Consider the following 16,809-nt stretch of genomic DNA (forward strand, 5'->3'; position numbering starts at 1 on the left):
AACCTGTCGCGGCCCTCAATAACATTGTTGTATACCCCGATAACAATGGATGAAAAGATGGCGACGGATGAGTATCACTACCAGTTTATGGCAGAGCCTGTGACCTCTGTAACGGGCCAGCTGCTGGGCGTTGAGATAAGCACTCAGCTGGAGAGTAAAGGTCTGCGCACGCAGCATCCTGAACTTATCATCAGCATGTGGCGTCCCGAGGCGAAACGCAATTTCCTTTATGCTCAGCTTTCAGCAATTGCGAAGCAGGCGGCCTGGATCCGCAGGCGGGGCATCTTTGTCTCGCTGCCCGTTTATGATGAAGAGTCGGCGGTGCTGCTCAGCTATGACAATGCCCTACGCGGAGCGCTGTCGGCCCTACCCTTCGTTAAGCTGGCGCTCTCTGAGAAGATCTGTTCGGTACGGGATGAAATTACGGGAACGTCTAACGCCATTTGGCTGGACGATCTTGGGAAGGGTAGCGCGGATGTATCGGGCCTGGTCGCCTGTCGTTACGAGGCCGTAAAGCTGGAAACCACCTTTTTTAATGATGAAGTTATTAAGCCGACTTTTACCATACTGATCAAAAACCTGAAAAAATACTGCGAGCGGATTATTGTTCAGGACCTGGAAAACAGGCGCTATATTCCAGTTCTTCAGGAGGCGGGGATCTGGGGCGTGCAGGGCACGTTTTATCGCCCGGTCCCTTTCCTGAAAGTACACACGTTAATGTAAGAAAAATTTTGCCAGCATACGCTACCCTTAGTGAATCAAAGAAGGAGTGTCATCATGGCCCAAGAGAACGTTACAAAAGATAAAGCCTCCTCCTGCATCAAATGCTGGGTTCACGGCAGCGTTCAGGGGGTTGGGTTTCGCTATAGCACCCAGCGTGAGGCACATCGCCTTGGTTTGACTGGCTACGCCCGTAACCTGGACGATGGCAGCGTTGAGGTACTGGCCTGTGGCGAAGATGAGAAGATAGCCGAGCTGCTTGAGTGGCTGAAAGCAGGGGGGCCGCGCAGCGCCCGGGTCGACAACGTCTTAACCGAGCCGCATCAGCCCACCCGAGAGTGGACCAACTTTGGTATCCGCTACTAAATGCACTTCACCGGTTTTGGCAGGCCAGCAATCTTAGTGGCCTGCTTGGCCGGGCCTTTCGGAAAGAGGCGGTAGAGGTAGCGGCTGTTGCCTTTCTCTTCGCCAAACTTGTTGGCCATTGCCTTGACCAGCATGCGAATCGCTGGCGAGGTGTTAAATTCCAGATAGAACTCACGCACGAAGCGCACCACTTCCCAATGCTCAGGCGAGAGGGTAATGGACTCCTGCGCCGCAATGACCTCTGCCAGGCCTTCGCTCCACTGGCTGCTCTCTTTCAGATAGCCGTCGTTATCGGTCTCTATCTCTTTACCTTCAAAGCTCAACATAATCATTCACGAGTCAGCTAAAAACCGCTGCAGTGTAGCAAAAAACAAAGCCCCGCATAAGCGGGGCCTGAGGTGATGCCTGAGCGGTTAGTCCCGGCTGGAGAAGCCCAGGATGCTCAGCAGGCTGACAAAGATGTTGTACAGCGAGACGTAGAGGCTGACGGTGGCGCGAATGTAGTTGGTTTCGCCGCCGTGGATGATGTTGCTGGTCTCATACAGGATTGCACCGGTAGAGATCAGGATAAACACCGCGCTAATCGCCAGATGCAGAGCCGGCAGCTGCAGGAAGATGTTGGCTACCATGCCGAGCAGCACTACCACGATCCCCGCCATCAGCATACCGCCGAGGAAGGACATATCTTTACGCGTGGTTAGCACGTAGGCCGAGCAGCAGAAGAAGGTCAGGGCAGTACCGCCCAGCGCCAGGCCAATCAGATCGCCCATGCCCGCCGAGAGGTAAGCGTTAAGCATCGGTCCAAGGATATAGCCCAGGAAGCCGGTAAAGGCGAACGCGGCCAGGATACCAGAGGGTTTGTCCGCCAGCTTATAGGTCAGGAACATTAAGCCGTACATACCCACCAGAGTCAGGATCAGCCCCGGCGACGGCAGGCCCAGCACCGTACTGGCGGTCGCGGTGATCGCGGAGAATGCCAGAGTCAGGCTGAGCATAAAATAGGTGTTTCGCAGCACTTTATGCGTGCTGAGCAGCGATGTACGCCCGCGTGAAGCGCTAACAATACGATCCATGAGTCACTCTCTTATGACAGATGTAATTAAGGGTGAAGGATAGGTAAACAGAGCGGCAGCTTAAAGCGGTTTTACCCATCTTTACCTGAACAACAATAACTTACGCATGGCGTAATCTGCTTTAAATTGTACTTTGGCTAGCAGAATTGAACATTTGCGCATCGTAAACAGATCAACCTCTTATAGGTGCCTGAAAACTATTGCCTTCTTGCCAGGTGGGCGCTAAGAGTGTCAGAGGTAACGTTAATCAGTACACTATTAAGGCAAAGGATATGAAACCACAGACAGGTCACCGTTTTGCCCTTTCACTACTGGCAACGGGCATAATAAGCATAAGCACCGGTACACTGGCGGCGCAGGTTCCGGCAGGAACTGCCCTGGCAGAGCAGCAAACCCTGGTCCGCAACAACGGCAGCGAGCCTGCGTCTCTCGATCCGCATAAGGTAGAAAGCAACGTCGAATTCGATATTATCAGCGACTTATTCGATGGGCTGGTGGCGATCAGAAAAGATGGCAGCGTGGAGCCTCGATTAGCAGAGAAGTGGGATAATCAGGACAACACCGTCTGGACCTTCCACCTGCGGCCGGGCATTACCTGGTCCGACGGGACGGCGATTACTGCTCAGGACGTGGTCTGGAGCTGGCAGCGTCTGGTGGATCCGGCTACCGGCTCGCCCTACGCCACCTATCCGGGCAATATGCACATCGTCAACGCAGCAGATATTGCGCAGGGCAAAAAGACCCCGGATACGCTGGGCGTCAAGGCGCTGGACGACTCCACATTACAGGTCACGCTCAGCCAACCCACGGCCTCTTTCCTGCCCATGCTGGCGCACCCGTCGCTGGTGCCGGTTGATAAGGTGCTGATTGGCCGTTTTGCCGAGAAGTGGACTAAGCCGGAGCACTTCGTCGGCAGCGGACCGTACAAAATCAACGACTGGGTAGTGAACGAGAAGATTATCGCCGTGCGCAATCCCCGTTACTGGGATGATAAGCACACCGTCATTAACACCGTTACCTATCTACCTATTAGCGCCGAGACCGCCGACGTAAACCGCTACAAGGCGGGCGAAATCGATATGACCAACACCATTCCGGTTAACCAGTTTGCCCAGTTGAAAAAGACCCTCGGCGCAGAGGTGCATATCACGCCGCAGCTGGCGACCTACTACTATCAGTTTAATACCACGAAGCCGCCCTTTAACGATGCACGGGTGCGCCGGGCGCTCAATATGGCGCTGGACAAAGATATCATTGCCAACAAGGTGATGGGGCAGGGGCAGCGCCCGGCGTGGGTCATCAGCCAGCCGGAGATCGGCGGTGTGACCATCGCCTCACCGGACTACGCCTCCTGGCCACGGGAGAAGCGCATTGCCGAGGCGAAAAAGCTGCTGGCGGAAGCCGGGTTCGACACGGCGCATCCTCTAACCTTTAACCTGCTCTATAACACCATGGAGACTCACCAGCGCATCGCCATTGCCGCCAGCTCAATGTGGCAGAAGAACCTTGGCGTGACCGCGAAGCTGCAAAATCAGGAGTGGAAAACCATGCTTGATACCATGCACACCGGCAACTTCGACGCCGTGCGCTACGCGTGGATAGCGGACTACGACGATGCGGCAACCTTCCTGAATACGTTCCGCACCGGCGACAGCGAGAATACCTCCCTGTACAGCAACCCGGCCTATGATGAGTTAATGCAGAGTGCGGCAAAGGCGCAGGACGCTAACGAGCGTGGAAAATACTATCAGCAGGCGGAAGCGATTCTGGCGCAGGACGTACCAGCTATCCCGGTTTATCACTATGTCAGGGCGCGTTTAGTGAAACCATGGGTAGGCGGGTTTGATCCCAGCAACCTCGGCTACGTTTTTACAAAGGATTTGTATATCACTAAACATTGAGGATTGTGCTGATTAAATGGTCAATATGCTGTTCTTTCAGCCGATTAGCAGCATATTGCTTGTTTTTCAGGCAAACAGATAGCACAGGGGTTTACACGGCGCATCGAGGTGTTTATAGTGCGCCTCATTCCGGAAGTGTGGCCGAGCGGTTGAAGGCACCGGTCTTGAAAACCGGCGACCCGAAAGGGTTCCAGAGTTCGAATCTCTGCGCTTCCGCCAAATGCGGAATAGCCCTGCGATAGCAATATCGCAGGGCTTTTTTCTTTGGGAGATTTAATTTGCCCGTTATTGCTTGCTATCAGTAACAGATGAAGCGCGAGATGCTTTTCACGCGCTACACCCTTTATCTGACTGAGACGCCGATCGCTATAGCTTTTTTGATAGCTTAAAATCCAGAAGCGCATTGTTAAATACTTGCCACGTTCTTTCATCAGGAGCGGCCGGAATTTTGGCACGTTTAACTGCCAAAAGAGCAGCTTTGCAAAACTCAGGATCCCCACCTTCTGCTGTTGCACTGATTACAGTGCCATCTCGTTGGAGCGTAAGGCGTATAGAGCACACTTTTCCTCGATATAAATTCGGGTTATCGAGATTTTCTCTTACTGCACTGTGTATCTTTTCCGCATAGCTATTGATTTCAGACTTTTGTTGTCTGCCCTCAGCAAACTGTAAATTTTGTACACTATCGCCACCTGAACGCGCTGATGAAGTCTCAGAAGCACTCTTCCCTGCACTGTTACAAGCCACTAATTGTAATGACATCATTAGCACAAGTGGCATAACACGTTTTAACTGCATGGTAGGCTTTCCCTATAGGTAATATTGATAGCATTCAATAGTAATTTATCTCTTTAGTAAAAGTAAACTCTGAGCGTCATTGTCTAATGCCCACGCTACATAAAATGAGATTTATTAACCTGATAAGGTGGTTTTCAATTTTAGTGCCAGAACGGTGCGCTCGCTATCAGGAATATTTAGACGTTAACAAACGGTACAGACAATATTTTTTGTAATCTTCTTAAATTCGCTCTTGCGCCAGCAGAAAGGTGGGAATACCATCACCTAACTGTATGGATATACAGTATGTGGAAAATACAAATTTTAAGAGGAAAAAATTATGCCCGGTTTTAATTATGGCGGTGGTGTTGGTGATGGTACTGGTTGGAGTTCAGAACGAGGTAATGATACGAATCCAGGGGCGGACAACGGTCCAGGTAATAGCGGCAATCATGACCCTGTTTTATCAGGAGATAAACCAGGTGTTATCAGTACGCCTTTTGGTAACGTAACGGTAAACTCTAATGCTCAACAGATAATGAATGGTATTGTAATGACCACCGATAACTCGACGCTGGTGGAGTACAACGGTTCAACGTACCGAGTTTTGAATTCAATTCTTGACCACTCTTTTATGAAACCTGAGCCAGGGGTAAACTCAGGAGTCACAGCTACTACACCGAGTCGTATCGCGCTTGCTACAAGCGCTTTCGTGAGTGCTCAGCAAAAGGCGAATAATGCTGCAGCGAATATCACACAGGCGAACGCTAATATTAATCAGGCTCAGGCTCGCTTAAATAATGCGAATAATGCAATTCCACTTCGACAGGCTGAAGTTAACGCTGCTCAAAGTGTATTTGATGCTGCTAACGCCCGAGCTTTATCTCTGGCCGCATTTGCGCATGCAGAGCCGATCTCTCCCCAGTTCCGGGCCTGGCAGCAGGCTGGCTTTGAGGCGCAAAAGGCACAAAATTCACTAAACGGTGCTAAAAATAACTTAACCAATACGCTTAATGAAAAAGTGGGAGCTGAGCAAGCACTCAATGATGCTTACAATGCGGTGACTGCTGCTAATGCAGAAAAACAAGCTGCTGATTTGGCGGTAATTTCAGCAGCGGATATGAAAGATGCCATCACTACAGCCACCACGTTTTTTGAGAATGTTTCGAAAAAATTTGGTGATAAGGCAGCTTTTCTTGCTCAGGAGTTCGCTGCTGATGCGCGAGGAAAAACTATTCGCAATGCAACTGAAGCATTGGCAATGTTTGAAAAGCATAAAGGAACAGCTCTGTCCAGGTTGAGCGTATCGGATAAAGAAGCTATTGCAAATGCTTTTAAGTCGCTGGACCATGCTGATATGGCAAAACAACTCTATGCATATAGTAAGGTGTTTGGACGCTTTAATACGATTGCAGACTTAGTGGATCTTTATAACGCGGTATATAAGGGAGTGACTACTGATGACTGGAAGGATGCTATCTATAAGTTTGAGTCGCTAGCCGCCGGAAAAATTGCTGGGGAACTGGTCGCTGTTGCATTTGCAGTTGCAGGCTCGCCGCTGAGCCTGGTCGGATTTGGTGTAGTCATGATGCTCAGTGGTGCTTTTTTTAGTAATGAAACGGTGCTAAGCGTTATTAATACATCTTTGGGGATGTGACGACACGAGGCCAGAGTTATCTGGCCTTTTTCTTGTTTTTAATAAATGGTGCAACAATTACCAGAGGGATAGCCAGAAGAAAACATATCACAGGCATAAGGACCGAAAAAAACTTAGCTGCAGTTCTTTCATTAACGATTTGATTCTGCCAAAAATTAGGCGTGTATCTCATGCCTGCTTTTTCTAAGACGAACCAGGCGATGGGAAAGAGGAGACAGTTTACGGAAGAAAGAATAAAAAAACCTTGTTCACGGCCCGTGAGTTCATCCCATTTACGGCTATACAATGTATGATAGAAACCAATCCCCCACATCAATAAACCCCATCCGCTTTTCTTGATATAATATTTTGTATTCATTGTTCTTCCTTAAAATCATAGTAGATAGATTTTATCATAACGTGGAGCAGATTGCTGGTTTCAACGTCTCAAAGACGAAGCCTTCCTGAGCCAATTAACGCTTATTCATAACGTAGCGACTGAAAATATAACTGCTTTCACTGGAAGCTGCTTGTGCGAAGTGATAAAGATTAAGGAAAGATGAGGCGCTAACTGACGTTAAGGCCGCTGCGATTAGACCGACAGAGACGTCAGCGCAGGAGAACTGATGAAAAAATTGCTGCTTATCGTTTTTACCCTGATGGCCTTCGCCGCGAACTCTGTTCTGTGCCGCATTGCGTTGCGCGAAGGCCATGCCGATCCCGTAACATTCAGCACGTTACGTCTGCTGGCAGGGGCGGTTGTGCTACTTCTTCTCCAGCTGGCTTCACGTGGATGGGGTGGCATTCGCTGGAACGTGGTTAACGCAGGCCTGCTCACCGCCTATGTTTTCCTGTTTTCACTCGCCTATCTTCATCTTGATACCGCCACCGGCGCGCTGCTGCTTTTTGGTGCCGTTCAGGTCTGCATGGTGCTGTGGGGAGCATTGCAGGGGGAAAAAACGGGTCCGCGTAAGATGTCCGGCATTGCTGTTGCCATCGCGGGCATAGCGATTTTGCTCCTGCCAGGCGCCAGCATGCCCTCTACTGTACCCGCGGTGATGATGATCGCCTCCGGGCTGGCATGGGGCGCTTATTCAGTAAGAGGCAAGCGCGTATCCGACCCAACCGGGGCCACCGCCGGGAACTTTCTCCTGAGCGTGCCGATTATCGCCGCGCTGTTTCTGCTCTCGCCGGATCGCGCTTTAGCAGACCAATGGGGCATTCTCCTTGCCCTCATCTCCGGTGGTATAACTTCTGGGCTTGCCTACGTTCTCTGGTATGTCATCGTTCGCAGCATATCATCGGCAACGGCCAGCACTCTGCAACTGAGCGTACCCTGTCTGGCTGCGCTGGGAGGCAACCTGTTTCTGGGGGAGATCCCGAGCATCCGGATGGTTATTGCCGCCATGCTGGTACTGGCCGGGATCCTGATTGTGATTGCAGCCGATCGTGCCGTGGCTCGATGATATCTGGCGCGGTAACGCCGTAACCAGGTTATACAGCACTTATCCTATACGTAATTTTTACAAGATGTTAGCTGCTAATACTACCTGAAAAAGGGTACAATCAGCGCCTTGCCGCCGCCGAGAATGAGGTGCTGATGCTTAACCTGGATGAAATTGGGCAATCAGTCCGTAACAATGTTCAGCTCGTTATCGATCATATTGGTTTACCTTTAGCTATTGGGCCAATTAGCGATGAAGATTATCGTGTTCTATGTGGCGGATATGGTCAGCTTGAGTGGGACTATGCTCTAAATACCTATGGTAACGATCCTGACAAATTCGAGTTTTGTATAAAGCTCGTTATGCAAGGTGCTGTTCAGGGGATACCAGCAGGTGCTGCAATATGCATTTATGGAATTGAAGAAAAGACCTTTCACATCCACATCATTGAAAGATTCACCCGAGACGATGAAGAGCACCCGCTAAATGGGCGAATGGTATTAATTACGCTTATGAGCGCCTACATTTTCTGTAAAGCAGTTGAGTGTGAGACTGTGCAAATTGTAGAACCCGTGCCGCATCTTCACGAGTTTTATGCGTCTTTTGGCTTTGTGATGGAACGTTGTGGCTACATCATGTCAAATTCAGTATCTGCGCTTGAAGATGTATTTATCAAATTTGCACAATTAGAGTAGACGGGATCCCGCCCGTGATTGTAGGATTGGTTACCTGTTTACCGGACAGGTAACAAACGCATCGTTTTGAGCAGTTATGCATTCACGATGTTACCAATCGGTAGAGGCGATTGGTAAAGGTTAGCTTTATCAGCTACCTTTAATTTGAAGAAGTTACGAGACACATTGGTCTCTGGAGTCATTATGAAAACTCAAAAAGCAACCAAGTCACAGGTAACGTTCGACACGATGAAAGCATTCGCAGGTATGGGTGCTGCGGTTGAAGTTCTGATGAAGGCTGCACCTGCCGCGTTCAACCATGCTACTGTTTCGGGTAAGGAACAGCAAGGTAAGCAGCGTCGTCGTAAGGCAGCATAAACATAGCTGGTGCTTTTTGAAAAACCCGCCATTGAGCGGGTTTTTTTATGCCCAACAAAAAGTTCAGTGAATCTCACTGGACCTCAACAAGACTATTTAGGACCCAGCATCGCCTCGAGCTGTTTCTCATCAGGCATGCCAACGACCTGCTGCAGCTCGCGATTGTCATTCATGTAGTAAATTGCTGGCGTCGCCGCTGCGCCCATTTCATCCATCAGCTGCTGGTTATATTGCAGGATACCAAACGTCTCCTTTGAGGTGCCTGCGACGGTGGGGATTTTTTGCCCATTAGATAACTCATATTCACGCCATGCTTTAGCTGGATCCTTTGCATTCAGTATTGCAGAGGCGTATGGCCCGCTTTTGGGGTTGATCACCGCCACCAGCAGCGTATTTAACTCCACCTTTCCGGATGTGACCCACGGCTGCGCTGCTGCCCAAAACTGTTTGCAATAAGGACAGAATGGATCGGCAAAAACGACGATTTTTCGTGGTGCCGTCGGGTTGCCCTCTTTGATACTCTTCGCGCTGGTAAGCTTTTCCCATAGCTGACGCCCTTGCGGGATATATAACTCCTGCTTAAAAAGTGCTTCGCTGAGATTATTTCCTTTTTCGTCGTACATGTAGCCGGAGATGGCATGCTTACCGTCCGGCGTCAGCCAGACGTTGACGCCGACGCCCTGGTATTTGCCGATCCAGCTGCGTAAACCACCCTCGGATTTGACCTCTTTAATAATCTCTACGCCCTGTTTTTCAACCTGCTGTACTGCGGGCGGCAACGAATCGCTGGCAAAGGCCAGCAGTGGAAACGTGCTTAACAGTGCTAAACATCTATGCAGCATCATCTATCTCCGTATGTCATAACCATTAACAGGGATGTTAACACCGGAAACGAGTGCGTTGGTATATACTACAGACCGATCGGCGGCGTTGGTCGTTGGTCTTTCCTCGCTTTGGGTTGGTCCCCAAAGTTATACCGGGAGGTTTGGTCACCGCCCGGGTAAAGAAACCCGCTTCGGTGGGTTTTTTTACGTCTCGATGCTGCCCGTCTTTCCAGGCTGTCAGAACGTTTTTTCTGAACAACTGCCGCAGGGTTAGTGCAGGGTTGATAGATAAATATTAGCGACAATAATAATAGCAATCAACGGTAATATATTAATTATGGTAATATAATGCGTATAATGTTGATAAATATAGAAAAATAAATCCCAGCGTTGGAAGGGAGTCAGAGAAGGGGAGTTACTGTTTTCTGGTCGCCAGCAACTCTTTAAACAGCCTGTCGAAGCCGTCAACTTTCTCTTTCAAATCAGCCAGGTGTCTCTCTTTTTCACTCTGCGGCAGCCTGTCATACAGGTTAACCAGCTCCGTATGTTCTGCCCCCAGCAGCGTCCAGCCAGGCCCGGTGCGATCTTCAACGTATGCACCGGATTTTCTGACGTAGTTCATTGCTTCTGCCAGATCGGGACGAATCTCTTCCGGTTTGACCCCCAGCAACGCAGCAAACTTCAGCGTTGCATCGGTATTAAGCGGCGTCGTTCCGTTGAGATAGTGACTTATCGACGCCTGCGTGCTAAAGCCAAGCGCCTCCGCAGCCCGCTCTTGCGTAAGGCGCAAAGTCACTTTCTTCTCGTCCCAAATGTCGCGGAGACGTTTAGCTGCGTCAGCTTCAGCTGCATCAAGGGTTTTCTTTCTCATGAGTGCATAGTATTCGCAAAATTAATGAAGTTCTAAGGCCAACGTTATTGACCAATAATATTAGCATAACTAATATTATTGGCGAGGGGTAGTCTGAAGTTTAGATCCCGACATCCTTTTTTTGCCCTGACGGCACTTCATTGGTACAGAGGAGAGATCGCAATGCACGCTGTAAACCCACCCCTGGCTACGGCTCAGAGGCTGTGATCATGAGCATGATGTTGATGGCCAGAGCAATGGCGATAAAAACAGGTAACCCGCTGCGTAAGCTGGTGCTGATTAAATTAGCCGATAACGCCAACGATAGCGGCGAGTGCTGGCCATCTTACCGGCATATAGCCGATCATTGTGAATGCAGCCGGAGCGCGGTACGCGAGCATGTCGGGGCGTTAATCGCGCTGGGGCTGCTGGCAAAAGTGAACCGCACCGGGAGCAATAACGGGAAAGGTAATGCGTCAAATGTCTATACGCTCCACCTTGACTCCCCTGTGCCACCAAAAAGCACACCCGCTGTGCAGCCTGCAGACAGGTCTGTGTCGTCAGAAAGCACACCCCCTGTGTCATGTAGCGGCACCAGAATCAGTCACTCTTTTGATCCGATCATTGATCCTAAGGCGGTAATCGACGGATATAACGACATTTTTGCCGATCTGCTGCCTGCGGCGATGCTTGATGCCGATCGCCACCGCCAGATCAGCCGCCTGTCATCCCACATGACGCGTAAAAGTACCGGCGCGTTTCTGGGCTATTTCGAAAAATTTCGCAACATCGCCCCCGATTTCTATTTCGGCGGAGAAGACGGCAGCGGCTGGCGCGCCAGCTTCGACTACCTGATGAGACCTGAAACGCTGCGCAAAACGCGCGAGGGGGCGCTATGACGCCACAGGAGCTGGAAGCCTGCGTGCTGGCGGGGTTGCTCAACGGCGGCGCTACGCCGGACGCATTTGATGTGCTGGCGGGCACCCCTGATGAGGCCTTCTGCACGGTGTTTTACCGCCGCACCTTTCGTGAAATTAAAAAGCAGGCGCTGGGAAGCGGACTTATTGACATGCTGTTTATCAGCGAAGCGCTGGGAGGCTCCAGCCTTGCCGATTTGTCAGAAATTGCCCGGCTGCCAGCAACGGTACCGAACCTGAAGGGATACGCCGGGAAAATGGTTAAGGCGTGGCGCAGCCGGGAAATAGCCCGTCTGTTGCAGGAGAGCGCCGAGGCTATCCGCACTGCGGTAAACCAGGCGCAGCGCGATCTGTTTATTGATAAAGCCGTTGCCCAGCTGCTGGATATGACCGCTGATACCGGGAACGTTTTGCCTCTGCATATTGCCGATCTCCTGCCGCGTTACCAGGAGACGCTGCACAAGCGTCTGGATGGGAGCAGTTCATCACCTAATCTGCTGACCGGTATTAACGAGCTGGATGACGCGATGGGGGGAATTAATCCACAGGATCTGGTGGTAGTAGCCGGGCGTCCGGGAATGGGCAAGACCGAGCTGGCGCTTAAAATCGTTGCGGGTGTGACTGCGAGGGGCGGCGGGGCGCTGATCTTCAGCATGGAGATGGCCGCCCTGCAGATTGCCGAGCGCGCCCTGGCAGACAGCCAGTCGATGCCGGTCTCACGGTTACGCAATCCTGACCAGCTGAATGACAGTGAATGGACAGGTTTGACGGAGGCAATCAGTGAACTGGCGAGCCGTGATATCTGGATTGTAGATGCCACGGATCTGACTATTGAGCAGATCAGGGCTATTGCCGAAACCCATAAGCGGCGCTATTCGCATCTGGCCACGATCGTGGTGGATTACCTTGGGCTGATAAAAAAACCGCAGGCTGAGCGCAACGATCTCGCTGTAGCCCATATCTCTCGCAACCTGAAAACCATGGCGATGCGTCTTCATACGCCAACGTTCGCGCTCAGCCAGCTCTCCCGCGCCGTAGACTCCCGACCTGCCGCGCAGCGGCGTCCAGTGATGTCCGATCTTCGGGACTCCGGCGCTATCGAGCAGGACGCGGACAGCATTCTGTTTCTCTATCGGGATGAAGTCTATAACCCCGAAACCCCGGCCGCAGGCATTGCCGAGGTGATCCTGGGCAAATGCCGCTTTGCCGCGGCGGGCACCGTTATCTATCAACAATTTAAGCATGGCCACTTTCTGCCCGTCGATCAACACATTGGCAAAGAGAAAACGCGCCTGCGGCTGGCGGCAGAAAGAGCAGGAAGGCCGCAGCGGAAGTATTCCGAGCTTTACAGCAGTGAGAAATTTTAAACGCGCCTGACCAGCGCTACACAGACCGAGGAAAGACCTATGATCGAAACAATCTCAATCCGGGGTTCAACGTATACCGACGACGGCTGCGACTGGACTGAATTTATTCTCTGGCAGATGAACGCGGGTGCCCGCGCTCGCAGTCGCTCGGTATTCGTACCGGCTCCGCATCCGGTGCAGGTAGTGACGCCGTACATACCCGTTATGGCGCAAAAAGGCGCTGCCACTCGCAGAGCTGCGTTAGAGACGAAAAATGAGACGGCAACCAGCACGCTGTCGGCGCAAAAGTTGGTGGCCATCATGCAGGGGAGAACGCTCTCTTACCAGGCAATTCTTACCGCTATAGCCAGGCAGCACAGTGAAATAAAGATCACGCTGCCTCAGTTGCAGAAGCGCGTATTTGCGCTTCTGCAGTCAAACCTGGTCGACATTCGCCGCCACGACGATATGCCGGTGACGCACTTTACACTTTACAGCGTCGATCCGCGCTTTTTCGCCCTCTCAGATAAAAACGCCAGAACATAAATCTTCACCGGGCAGCTGATTACTCACTGCCCGGCAATCACACCTTCAGCCCACCCGCATCAACTCTCAGCACGCCACTAAAATAACCAGTCCTGGTTATTTTTTGTTAACTATATGGATACAAAAGGAAAAAAGATCGCGTTTTTTAATTTCGTTTATCTAAAAGTTTGCACTTATTGGGAGGTGAGGGTATAACTACTGTAGATTTGTACAGTGTTATTACCTGGAGGTGAACATGCTCGATAAGAAGGAGGCCGGAAGATATCTTCCTGACGACGGCCGAGTACTGTTCACCTGCAAAAACGGTAAGGTTACCGCGACAAGAGTCATCCACGACGATGAACATGTCGCCTCACTTAAGGCCTTGATCGAACTTGTAAAGATGGCTGGCTATACCGTGGTACCGGAAGACGATCCTGAGATGTAACTCCGCGGCGGGCTTGAACACCCCGACGTGCTGTTTCTGAACAAATGCGGCGTTAACAAGGATGATTGATGGCGCGATATATATTTTTACTATGCCATAGCTGCATATTTATCCCGCCAGATTTTATCCCCTCTGTTAATTGTGACACGTCCGTGCCTGTCGCGCCGGGGGTGTTTCGTATACAGCATATCTGGAACAGGAGGTATTAATATGATCTATCCAAACGCAACCGGAAAATCCGCTGAGGCGGCACGGCTGTTAACTCTGGAGTCAGTCTGGATCCAGGGCAAGCTGCGTATGTGGGGACGCTGGTCAGTTATAGGCAGTGGCCATACCGGCAATATGTTTAATGCCCTGCTGACGTCGACAAAAATATCTAAAACGGCCATCCAGCAGGTGTTATCACATTTAAAAGCTTCCGGCATGGATGAACAGGATTTAAAAACCTACTTCCTCGATCTGCTGAGCGGCAAACAAAAATCCAGCCTCGCGTTCTGCACGGATAGCGAAGGGTTAATAATGGATAACGTCATTGCTGAAGTGCTGGTGCGGGCCGGGCACGATGGGCTGTTTAAGGTCATTAACGATCGCTACCGCTACCGGATGAGTAAAAAAGAGATGGCTCGCCAGCTCAATGCAAAACACCCGGAATGGAGCCTCCGTACCTGCGAAAATCGCATCGATGTCTATCTGCAACTCGCTGAATTTATGCTGTATTCGCCTATGTGCGTACAATTTGATAAAAATCCGCAAAGATTTCGTTTGCAAAGTTGCGCGGGTGTTGGTTGAATTCAGATAAGCTTGTGAAGTTTTACCCGCTGCGACCAACAGCGTAAAAAATAGTTATCGCGGGAGCCTCTCCAGCTTCCGCCAGATATAACCCGCCACCGTGCGGGTTTTTTTATTTCAGGCCCCGGGAATCACTATCAGACGATCCCGTTATTAAACAGAGCCCGCGGGCCTGACCCTCTCTCTTACCCTATAGCGTCCTCTTTTACGCGGGCGTGGAAATACAGCGTATGAACCCTACAGATGGACACAGCCTTCCTTACTGGTGGTCGTCGATGCTCGGTGTTTTTTCGCTTCTCTCTTTGCAGGATTACGTTTTCATCGTCGGGGCAGCGATCTCGGCATATTTCACGATTAAAACGTATTACGCGAAGCGGCGCGATGAGCGTAATCGACTGGCAGAGGAAAAGAAACGTACCCGGCTGCTGGAGGCCTATCTCAACGAGATGGCGACCAGACCAGCCCATGAGCGACCGGCAACGGCCGAAGTGATTACCGAAGCAATGAGGAGGATTGGCCATGACCCAGCTGATTAAAAAAGCGGGCGGGGCGGCTGGCGTTGTCTGCTCTGTCGGGATGATTATCGCGATGGTGCTCAACGCCGGGCATGTCCGGACAAACGAGCGTGGGCTAAGGCTGATCGGCAACGCCGAGTCCTGCCGCCGGGATCCCTACCTCTGTCCGGCAGGGGTGCTCACCGACGGCATCGGTAATACCCATAACGTCAACCTCGGCGTGCAGAAAACGGATGCGCAGATTGCGGCCGACTGGGAGAAAAACATCCTGGCGGCAGAGCGGTGCGTCAACGCCTGGGCCGCCGGAAAGCGCCTGAGCGATAACACCTTCGCCGCCGTCACTTCGCTGACCTTTAACGTTGGCTGTGGCGCGATGCAGCGTTCCACACTCTTCAGGCTGCTACGCCAGGAGAGAGTGTCCGAGGCCTGCGCGCAGTTTACGCGCTGGATCTATGCCGGAGGCGTGCCGCTGGCGGGGCTGAAAACGCGCCGCAGCAATGAGCGGGCGCTCTGTCTGGAGGGCGTGCCATGAACCGCCTTGCAGTCCTTTTTTCTGGCGCAGCGTTAGCGCTGCTGGCAGCGGCAGGCCTCGCCGTTTTTCATTATGGCAGCCAGTACGCCAGAGAGAAAAATCGTGCGGATAACGCCGATCGTCTGGCAAGCAGCGCCGCTGCGGTAGCTGCAAACCTCCAGCGTACCGTATCGATTTTCAACACCGTCACCGAGGCTAATCAGCATGCAAAAAACCAGATTACGCTGGACGTATCAAGCGCTGCGCGTGAAATCCACTCGGCTGTGGCGAATGATGAGTGCGCTCTTCGCACTATTCCTGCTGACGCAGACAGTCGGCTGCGGCACTACGCAACCCGCCTGGGTTCCCGCACCGCCGCTCCCGCTCCCGTCCAGTTTGACCGCTGAAACCCCACAGCCCGCCATCCCGCCCGGAAGATTGCGCTGGGGCCAAAGCCTTGACCTGAACCTTTCTCTGCTCGCCGCGTTAGGCCAGTGCAACCGGGACAAAGCCGATATCAGAGATATCGAAATTCAACGGCAAACCAGTCTGAAGTGAGGAATCTACTGTGAGTAATGACAGCACCACGCGCGGCTACCTGACACCGGTGGGAGACGGCCCCGCGTATGACGAAGCGTTAGAGCGGGAGATTGGCCGCTGGATAAGCGGCGTTGCCGGTCTGCCAGCCGAACAGGTTCTCCCTCTCTGGAACGCGCCGCAGCCACCTGTACATACCGACGGCACGACATGGTGTGAATTTAGCATTACGACCGTGCCACCCCCCTTAAGCCAGTCTGATGTCCAGGTTTCAGACGAGCAGTCTGAACAGTGGACTTGGGAAGAGCTCGCCGTGAGCTGCAGCTTCTATGGCCCGCTAAGCGCAACAACGTCCGCCACCTTTCGTGCCGGAATGTTTATTGAGCAGAACAACGCTGAGCTGAACGTCTGCGGGCTGTCGCTGGTTGACGCCGGGGCCATTCAGAGCCTGCCAGAGCTTATCGATAATCAGCGGGTGCGGCGTTACGACCTTAACGTAACGCTCTCCCGCAAAAATACCCGGACCTACAACGTCAGGGCACTTAAATCTGCATCTACACACTACTTCGGAGAGTAA

The 16,809-nt window shown here is 51.8% G+C and carries 22 protein-coding genes and 1 tRNA gene; 17 read left to right on the forward strand and 6 right to left on the reverse strand.

Annotated features, from left to right (window positions below; translation table 11 throughout):
* Positions 1 to 57: 57 nt before the first annotated feature.
* Both RTM13_RS04510 and yccX read left to right on the forward strand, forming a co-directional pair.
* On the forward strand, positions 58 to 723 hold the full coding sequence (locus RTM13_RS04510; RefSeq protein ID WP_312210482.1) for an EAL domain-containing protein: 666 nt from the start codon (positions 58 to 60) through the stop codon (positions 721 to 723).
* A gap of 54 nt (positions 724 to 777) precedes the next feature.
* Entirely contained in the window at positions 778 to 1,086 is a 309-nt protein-coding gene (gene yccX, locus RTM13_RS04515) for an acylphosphatase (RefSeq protein ID WP_312210484.1), read from the forward strand.
* Here the strand turns inward: yccX and tusE are convergent.
* Both tusE and yccA read right to left on the reverse strand, forming a co-directional pair.
* Positions 1,083 to 1,412, reverse strand: coding sequence for a sulfurtransferase TusE (tusE, locus tag RTM13_RS04520; RefSeq protein ID WP_312210485.1), 330 nt, complete (start codon positions 1,410 to 1,412; stop codon positions 1,083 to 1,085). The genes yccX and tusE overlap by 4 nt on opposite strands.
* An 87-nt stretch (positions 1,413 to 1,499) precedes the next feature.
* Positions 1,500 to 2,159 (reverse strand): FtsH protease modulator YccA, encoded by a 660-nt coding sequence (gene yccA, locus RTM13_RS04525; RefSeq protein ID WP_312210487.1) that lies wholly within the window; start codon positions 2,157 to 2,159, stop codon positions 1,500 to 1,502.
* 272 nt (positions 2,160 to 2,431) lie between these two features.
* Between yccA and RTM13_RS04530 the strand changes: the two genes are divergently transcribed.
* Together RTM13_RS04530 and RTM13_RS04535 are read left to right on the forward strand one after the other, a co-directional pair.
* The gene (locus RTM13_RS04530; RefSeq protein ID WP_312210489.1) at positions 2,432 to 4,060 is read left to right on the forward strand and encodes an ABC transporter substrate-binding protein; all 1,629 of its coding nucleotides are present in this window, start codon (positions 2,432 to 2,434) and stop codon (positions 4,058 to 4,060) included.
* 131 nt (positions 4,061 to 4,191) lie between these two features.
* Positions 4,192 to 4,279 (forward strand) — tRNA-Ser (locus RTM13_RS04535).
* 147 nt (positions 4,280 to 4,426) lie between these two features.
* On the opposite strand, the gene tolA is transcribed toward RTM13_RS04535, so the two are convergent.
* The gene (gene tolA, locus RTM13_RS04540; protein WP_312210491.1) at positions 4,427 to 4,858 is read right to left on the reverse strand and encodes a cell envelope integrity protein TolA; all 432 of its coding nucleotides are present in this window, start codon (positions 4,856 to 4,858) and stop codon (positions 4,427 to 4,429) included.
* Positions 4,859 to 5,177: 319 nt separating this feature from the next.
* Between tolA and RTM13_RS04545 the strand changes: the two genes are divergently transcribed.
* Positions 5,178 to 6,494 (forward strand): colicin-like pore-forming protein, encoded by a 1,317-nt coding sequence (locus RTM13_RS04545; RefSeq protein ID WP_312210493.1) that lies wholly within the window; start codon positions 5,178 to 5,180, stop codon positions 6,492 to 6,494.
* Positions 6,495 to 6,510: 16 nt separating this feature from the next.
* Here RTM13_RS04545 and RTM13_RS04550 read toward each other — a convergent pair whose 3' ends face one another.
* Positions 6,511 to 6,852, reverse strand: coding sequence for a hypothetical protein (locus RTM13_RS04550; protein WP_312210495.1), 342 nt, complete (start codon positions 6,850 to 6,852; stop codon positions 6,511 to 6,513).
* Positions 6,853 to 7,099: 247 nt separating this feature from the next.
* Between RTM13_RS04550 and RTM13_RS04555 the strand changes: the two genes are divergently transcribed.
* From RTM13_RS04555 to RTM13_RS04565, 3 genes are all read left to right on the forward strand, one after another.
* The gene (locus tag RTM13_RS04555) at positions 7,100 to 7,939 is read left to right on the forward strand and encodes a DMT family transporter (protein ID WP_312210497.1); all 840 of its coding nucleotides are present in this window, start codon (positions 7,100 to 7,102) and stop codon (positions 7,937 to 7,939) included.
* A gap of 134 nt (positions 7,940 to 8,073) precedes the next feature.
* Positions 8,074 to 8,613 (forward strand): hypothetical protein, encoded by a 540-nt coding sequence (locus RTM13_RS04560; protein ID WP_312210499.1) that lies wholly within the window; start codon positions 8,074 to 8,076, stop codon positions 8,611 to 8,613.
* Positions 8,614 to 8,796: 183 nt separating this feature from the next.
* Positions 8,797 to 8,970, forward strand: a complete 174-nt coding sequence (locus RTM13_RS04565; protein WP_312210501.1) for a hypothetical protein — start codon at positions 8,797 to 8,799, stop codon at positions 8,968 to 8,970.
* Between the two features lie 92 nt (positions 8,971 to 9,062).
* On the opposite strand, the gene dsbG is transcribed toward RTM13_RS04565, so the two are convergent.
* Both dsbG and RTM13_RS04575 read right to left on the reverse strand, forming a co-directional pair.
* The gene (gene dsbG / locus RTM13_RS04570; RefSeq protein ID WP_312211008.1) at positions 9,063 to 9,812 is read right to left on the reverse strand and encodes a thiol:disulfide interchange protein DsbG; all 750 of its coding nucleotides are present in this window, start codon (positions 9,810 to 9,812) and stop codon (positions 9,063 to 9,065) included.
* 397 nt (positions 9,813 to 10,209) lie between these two features.
* A complete protein-coding gene (locus RTM13_RS04575; RefSeq protein ID WP_312210503.1) occupies positions 10,210 to 10,665 on the reverse strand; it encodes a helix-turn-helix domain-containing protein in 456 nt (151 codons plus the stop codon).
* Positions 10,666 to 10,874: 209 nt separating this feature from the next.
* Between RTM13_RS04575 and RTM13_RS04580 the strand changes: the two genes are divergently transcribed.
* From RTM13_RS04580 to RTM13_RS04620, 9 genes are all read left to right on the forward strand, one after another.
* On the forward strand, positions 10,875 to 11,543 hold the full coding sequence (locus RTM13_RS04580) for a helix-turn-helix domain-containing protein (protein WP_312210505.1): 669 nt from the start codon (positions 10,875 to 10,877) through the stop codon (positions 11,541 to 11,543).
* Positions 11,540 to 12,928 (forward strand): DnaB-like helicase C-terminal domain-containing protein, encoded by a 1,389-nt coding sequence (locus RTM13_RS04585; protein WP_312210507.1) that lies wholly within the window; start codon positions 11,540 to 11,542, stop codon positions 12,926 to 12,928. The genes RTM13_RS04580 and RTM13_RS04585 overlap by 4 nt, the downstream gene beginning before the upstream one ends.
* Before the next feature lie 39 nt (positions 12,929 to 12,967).
* The gene (locus tag RTM13_RS04590) at positions 12,968 to 13,453 is read left to right on the forward strand and encodes a hypothetical protein (RefSeq protein ID WP_312210509.1); all 486 of its coding nucleotides are present in this window, start codon (positions 12,968 to 12,970) and stop codon (positions 13,451 to 13,453) included.
* Between the two features lie 235 nt (positions 13,454 to 13,688).
* Positions 13,689 to 13,880, forward strand: a complete 192-nt coding sequence (locus tag RTM13_RS04595) for a hypothetical protein (protein WP_312210511.1) — start codon at positions 13,689 to 13,691, stop codon at positions 13,878 to 13,880.
* A 210-nt stretch (positions 13,881 to 14,090) separates the two neighbouring features.
* The gene (locus tag RTM13_RS04600; RefSeq protein WP_312210513.1) at positions 14,091 to 14,669 is read left to right on the forward strand and encodes a DUF1133 family protein; all 579 of its coding nucleotides are present in this window, start codon (positions 14,091 to 14,093) and stop codon (positions 14,667 to 14,669) included.
* Positions 14,670 to 14,890: 221 nt separating this feature from the next.
* Positions 14,891 to 15,205 carry a hypothetical protein gene (locus tag RTM13_RS04605; RefSeq protein WP_312211010.1) on the forward strand — a complete coding sequence of 105 codons (315 nt, stop codon included), beginning with the start codon at positions 14,891 to 14,893 and terminating at the stop codon, positions 15,203 to 15,205.
* Positions 15,189 to 15,716, forward strand: coding sequence for a lysozyme (locus RTM13_RS04610; RefSeq protein ID WP_312210514.1), 528 nt, complete (start codon positions 15,189 to 15,191; stop codon positions 15,714 to 15,716). The genes RTM13_RS04605 and RTM13_RS04610 overlap by 17 nt, the downstream gene beginning before the upstream one ends.
* Positions 15,713 to 16,102 (forward strand): DUF2570 domain-containing protein, encoded by a 390-nt coding sequence (locus tag RTM13_RS04615; protein WP_312210516.1) that lies wholly within the window; start codon positions 15,713 to 15,715, stop codon positions 16,100 to 16,102. Before RTM13_RS04610 ends, RTM13_RS04615 begins: the two co-directional genes overlap by 4 nt.
* Positions 16,103 to 16,263: 161 nt before the next feature.
* On the forward strand, positions 16,264 to 16,809 hold the full coding sequence (locus tag RTM13_RS04620; RefSeq protein WP_312210517.1) for a hypothetical protein: 546 nt from the start codon (positions 16,264 to 16,266) through the stop codon (positions 16,807 to 16,809).

Source organism: Pseudescherichia sp. (assembly GCF_031979925.1).
Lineage (GTDB): Bacteria > Pseudomonadota > Gammaproteobacteria > Enterobacterales > Enterobacteriaceae > Pseudescherichia.

Bases quoted from the DNA above. Each gene is read 5' to 3' on its own strand.
- RTM13_RS04510 (WP_312210482.1), top strand. From the start codon at position 58: ATGGCGACGGATGAGTATCACTACCAGTTTATGGCAGAGCCTGTGACC.
- yccX (WP_312210484.1), top strand. From the start codon at position 778: ATGGCCCAAGAGAACGTTACAAAAGATAAAGCCTCCTCCTGCATCAAA.
- tusE (WP_312210485.1), bottom strand. From the start codon at position 1,412: ATGTTGAGCTTTGAAGGTAAAGAGATAGAGACCGATAACGACGGCTAT.
- yccA (WP_312210487.1), bottom strand. From the start codon at position 2,159: ATGGATCGTATTGTTAGCGCTTCACGCGGGCGTACATCGCTGCTCAGC.
- RTM13_RS04530 (WP_312210489.1), top strand. From the start codon at position 2,432: ATGAAACCACAGACAGGTCACCGTTTTGCCCTTTCACTACTGGCAACG.
- tolA (WP_312210491.1), bottom strand. From the start codon at position 4,858: ATGCAGTTAAAACGTGTTATGCCACTTGTGCTAATGATGTCATTACAA.
- RTM13_RS04545 (WP_312210493.1), top strand. From the start codon at position 5,178: ATGCCCGGTTTTAATTATGGCGGTGGTGTTGGTGATGGTACTGGTTGG.
- RTM13_RS04550 (WP_312210495.1), bottom strand. From the start codon at position 6,852: ATGAATACAAAATATTATATCAAGAAAAGCGGATGGGGTTTATTGATG.
- RTM13_RS04555 (WP_312210497.1), top strand. From the start codon at position 7,100: ATGAAAAAATTGCTGCTTATCGTTTTTACCCTGATGGCCTTCGCCGCG.
- RTM13_RS04560 (WP_312210499.1), top strand. From the start codon at position 8,074: ATGCTTAACCTGGATGAAATTGGGCAATCAGTCCGTAACAATGTTCAG.
- RTM13_RS04565 (WP_312210501.1), top strand. From the start codon at position 8,797: ATGAAAACTCAAAAAGCAACCAAGTCACAGGTAACGTTCGACACGATG.
- dsbG (WP_312211008.1), bottom strand. From the start codon at position 9,812: ATGCTGCATAGATGTTTAGCACTGTTAAGCACGTTTCCACTGCTGGCC.
- RTM13_RS04575 (WP_312210503.1), bottom strand. From the start codon at position 10,665: ATGAGAAAGAAAACCCTTGATGCAGCTGAAGCTGACGCAGCTAAACGT.
- RTM13_RS04580 (WP_312210505.1), top strand. From the start codon at position 10,875: ATGAGCATGATGTTGATGGCCAGAGCAATGGCGATAAAAACAGGTAAC.
- RTM13_RS04585 (WP_312210507.1), top strand. From the start codon at position 11,540: ATGACGCCACAGGAGCTGGAAGCCTGCGTGCTGGCGGGGTTGCTCAAC.
- RTM13_RS04590 (WP_312210509.1), top strand. From the start codon at position 12,968: ATGATCGAAACAATCTCAATCCGGGGTTCAACGTATACCGACGACGGC.
- RTM13_RS04595 (WP_312210511.1), top strand. From the start codon at position 13,689: ATGCTCGATAAGAAGGAGGCCGGAAGATATCTTCCTGACGACGGCCGA.
- RTM13_RS04600 (WP_312210513.1), top strand. From the start codon at position 14,091: ATGATCTATCCAAACGCAACCGGAAAATCCGCTGAGGCGGCACGGCTG.
- RTM13_RS04610 (WP_312210514.1), top strand. From the start codon at position 15,189: ATGACCCAGCTGATTAAAAAAGCGGGCGGGGCGGCTGGCGTTGTCTGC.
- RTM13_RS04615 (WP_312210516.1), top strand. From the start codon at position 15,713: ATGAACCGCCTTGCAGTCCTTTTTTCTGGCGCAGCGTTAGCGCTGCTG.